This window comes from Peribacillus sp. SIMBA_075 (assembly GCF_046534585.1).
This window is the reverse complement of record NZ_JAWRYN010000088.1, coordinates 1-3,851: the sequence shown is the minus strand read 5'-3', so window position 1 is coordinate 3,851 and position 3,851 is coordinate 1. Positions and strand designations below refer to the sequence as shown.

Genomic DNA, 3,851 nt, shown 5'->3' with positions numbered 1-3,851 from the left:
TCCCCGATTGAATATCGAGAAAAGGCCGCAGCTTGAAATACTCTTTTTTTACTGTCTACTTGACAGGGTTATGTGCAATTGTCATAGATAAAGCACTCTTTTTCATTATTTTATTTTAAATTTTGTACTTCTGTTAACACACCGTCTAACTCTGTTGCTGCTTTGTCTAGCGTTTTTGCATCAAGTGGTTCAACCTTTGCTCCTGCTTCAATTGTATGAAGTGGCGTTTCTACCTTTTCATATAAATCAGGACTTTTCTCTTTTACTGAGTCCTCAAATACTTGCCATTTCTCCTCTAATTCCTCTCCACTATCTTTTACTTTCGCAGCATCTTTTGCTGTAAGTTGTGTTTTCATATCAGCAAGTACTTGTTTCATGTCTTGTGCACCGTCAGCAATTGAAACTGCTTTTGAATTCGATGTTTCTTCCGTTTTTGGAGCTTCTTTCTTTGTTTCTTCTTTTGTTCCGCACGCTGCTAATGTTAAGGACGTTGCTAAGATGATTGGTACAATAAGTTTTTTAGATCGCATGTTTTGATTCCTCCTGATTTGTCTGCTGTAATTTTGTTTTTTTATCCTTTTTTTTATTCAATATCATTGCGACAATTGCCACTATAAGTAGAATGATTTGTGGAATTACACCCTCCCATGTTGAATAAATCGCAAAGAAATCTATAGTAGGGATTGGAGCTTGTGTAGCTGGTAATAATCCAGCAAGTTGTAGCCCGTGAATGCCCATACCTGCAAATTTGAAGCATAGGTAAAACATTAGAATACTGGATACTAGGAAAAATGGGCGCATTGGGATCTTCAATCCTACTTTTAATATTAAGTAAGAAAGTACAATCAATAGTACTAATCCAATAGCTATACCTGTTAAAAGTGTTGATACTTTAATGGATGCAGCCATCCCGATAAAGAATAACACGGTTTCTGTTCCTTCCCGGAAAACAGCAAGGAAAGAAAGAATAGCTAACGACCATAGACTCCCTTTATCAATGGCCTTTGTACTTTGAGTCTGAATATATCGTTGCCATTCCGCCGTACTTGATTTACTGTGAAGCCAATAACTCATGTACAGAAGCATCATTGAAGCAAAGACTCCGGTCCAGCCAGCAATTAAGAAGTTATTACTCCCAAATGCACCGGCAGAAAACAACATGTTTACGATTACGCCTAAGATAATGCTTACTCCTAAACCTGATCCAACGCCGATCCAAATCCATCTACTCTTATCTGCATGACCAGCCTTTTTCAAAAAACCTAAAAGTGCTACTACAACTAGTAAACCTTCTAAACCTTCACGCAAAAGGATAGTTGTAGCATCTAACATGTTGTAACTTGTTTTAGATGCAAGCGGAGAAAGATAATCACGCATTCCTTCAATTGTTTTTTTAGCTCCCTTTACGTCGGGGGTCTTTGAAGTAAGCATTGCATACGAAGTTACCATGTCCCTCTCAGCGTTTGTATAGATTTTAGAAGACTGTGTTAATACTACGCTTTCTATATCCAGCCATGAGGTACGAAACTGCTCAATATCAGCTTTTGCACCTTTCACATCATTATGATCCAATTTAGAAAGTGACTGATTTAATAGCACAATCAAATCGGCTACATTCCCCTGATTTTTCCCCGTATCTTCAGTTTTTGCGACAGTATGAGGGAATTTTCCTGCAATGAACTTTTCATTGGTTTGCTTTAATTTGTTGAGGGAATTTTCCAGACTCCTTTTTTTCACAGGCTGTTGGGCTAAAGCAAACTGTACTTGCCCCATCCCGTCTTCTATTTCACGGTAGGCATCTTGAGACTCGTCTTTTACTCCACTTTCAATCGACATCCATGTAGATGAAAATGATTCGTATTGTTTTTTAGCCTCTTCCATTTTCCCGTTTTGTACAGAATGCATTGCTTCAATAATGTTTTTGTTTGCACCTTGTAAGTCATTTTCTGCACTTGCTGCAAAACTACGAAACGGGAATGCCATCATTGCAACTACCAAAATAATTATGTATAGACCGGTTCTACCTTTCATTATTTTCCCTCTTCCCCAAAGAAATAAATTAGCCATTAAATGTCTAAAACGAAAATGAAAATCATTATCATTTATTGATTCTTTAAGATTATAAATTCTTTTTATCTGTTACGTCAATAACAAATTATTACATTAAATATAGCTATCTGAAAAAGGGATATATTTGGATATCATCACTAGAAACATGAACGTAGATAAAGACTTGTATTGGTCCTAACTTAAAGCTGTATTAGCGTCTTATGGCCATAAATCTAAGAACAGTGACAAAAAAGACCGCCTATCCAGCGATCTTTCGAGTGTTCTAAATACTAAGCTGCATCATTCAGCACTTTCGTTTTGTTAGCAAATAGTTTGTCTTTAAGAGATGCCATCAACAGACCATCCACTCCGAATCTTCCTGCATTTAAAGCAGAAACAAGAATGAACATAGATAATAAAATTAGTTGTGTGTTGGTACTTGTCGAACCACTAAACAAATAAGAAAAATTCATAACAAGGCCAAAGAATACGGCTGTTTTAGTAAAGCAACCTATCAATAAACCTATTCCGACTAGTAATTCTCCCCAAGGTACAAATGTGTTAAATAGTTCTACATGAGGAATGGCTAGGTTTTCTAGAAAGACAACCCACCATCCCTGGACCGCCGGATGCTCTCCAGTTGCTTGTGCTAATGCTCCATTCAAGAAACCGGAAGCATCAAACTGCCCGCCTGCTATTTTCTCCCATCCAGCCATTAACCATGTATATCCAAGATATACACGTAACACTGCCAAAAGTATTGAGACTTTCTGGTTTTGTCTTAAAACATCAATAAACATGTTGTTTCCTCCAATAAGTAATAAAAAATATAATTTCCAAAATTATAATAACACAATTGAAAACGAATATCATTATCACTTTTAAAAAGATTTGTAAAAAAACGCCCGTAGTAAATGGAAAAACGTTAATAACCGAGAATTAATGGCTTAATAATGTTTAATTCTAAACCCTTTTTCTATTCATACCTTCTTAAAAACCGTTCGCAAATGTGTACTTTTGCGAACGGGTGATTGATGGCTAGTTTGAACAGCACTAATCGTGGTCTAGACGAAAAAACGGAAATATCGCACGAAGATTCATTTTTGGAAAATAAAACTCCGTAGTTTCTAAGCATAAGATCTTTGGAGAACTCATATCTTATGCAACTAATGCATCCGTTAGTTGAAAAGAGTGAAAGTTTTTGAGAATAATTTCTCCACTCATTTAAATAAAGTTTATCAGATTGTTCAATCTCTTTTTATTTAAGCTTATTATACTTCCATGAAAAGGGTGCAAGAGCTAAGATGCCTACAGCAAACGCACTTAGTATACCTGACCATCCAAGACTTCCGGCCTTGCTGAAACCATAAAGTAATGCACCGAAACCAATTGTAAAGTGGTTACGTTACATAGGGATATGTTTTACACCGCAATTTCTCGCTAAGAGGTTGAAATATACTTTTTAAATTGAGGAATAAAGAATTTTGAATAAAAGGTAAGCAAGTAAAAAGAGGAGGAAAATTAAAGAAGCTGTTCTATTTAATTAGTAAGCCTGCCCTTAATCAATTAGATTATAATATTTATTGGATGTGAAGGGTTTTGAGATTTTTTAAGCATCATTAATAAATTCAAGGAAATACACAAACAAAGAACCCGTTGGAAGAATTCCTTAACGAGTTCTTTTATTTCTTGGCTGTTTTCACATACTTTGTTGCTATTTACCAAGTAGTGAGTTGTGGTTGATTTCCCCTCCAGATGCTCGCTTTCCTTGGTGCGGGCGGTGAGCCTCCTCGGCGTAAACG

At 36.2% G+C, this 3,851-nt stretch carries 4 protein-coding genes; all 4 read right to left on the bottom strand.

Features of this window, described 5'->3' with window-relative positions; genetic code table 11:
• Nucleotides 1-110: 110 nt before the first annotated feature.
• On the bottom strand, nt 111-530 hold the full coding sequence (locus SB775_RS27225; RefSeq protein WP_061463050.1) for a hypothetical protein: 420 nt from the start codon (nt 528-530) through the stop codon (nt 111-113).
• Nucleotides 520-2,031, bottom strand: coding sequence for an FTR1 family iron permease (locus tag SB775_RS27220; protein ID WP_410864253.1), 1,512 nt, complete (start codon nt 2,029-2,031; stop codon nt 520-522). Before SB775_RS27220 ends, SB775_RS27225 begins: the two co-directional genes overlap by 11 nt.
• Nucleotides 2,032-2,339: 308 nt before the next feature.
• Nucleotides 2,340-2,849, bottom strand: coding sequence for a DoxX family protein (locus tag SB775_RS27215; RefSeq protein WP_410864251.1), 510 nt, complete (start codon nt 2,847-2,849; stop codon nt 2,340-2,342).
• Between the two features lie 766 nt (nt 2,850-3,615).
• Nucleotides 3,616-3,851: hypothetical protein (locus SB775_RS27210; protein ID WP_410864250.1), on the bottom strand; the 236-nt coding region annotated here is incomplete at its 5' end.

Excerpts from the sequence above, each read along its gene's own strand:
- SB775_RS27220 (WP_410864253.1), bottom strand. The coding sequence starts at position 2,031 with ATGAAAGGTAGAACCGGTCTATACATAATTATTTTGGTAGTTGCAATG.
- SB775_RS27215 (WP_410864251.1), bottom strand. The coding sequence starts at position 2,849 with ATGTTTATTGATGTTTTAAGACAAAACCAGAAAGTCTCAATACTTTTG.
- SB775_RS27225 (WP_061463050.1), bottom strand. The coding sequence starts at position 530 with ATGCGATCTAAAAAACTTATTGTACCAATCATCTTAGCAACGTCCTTA.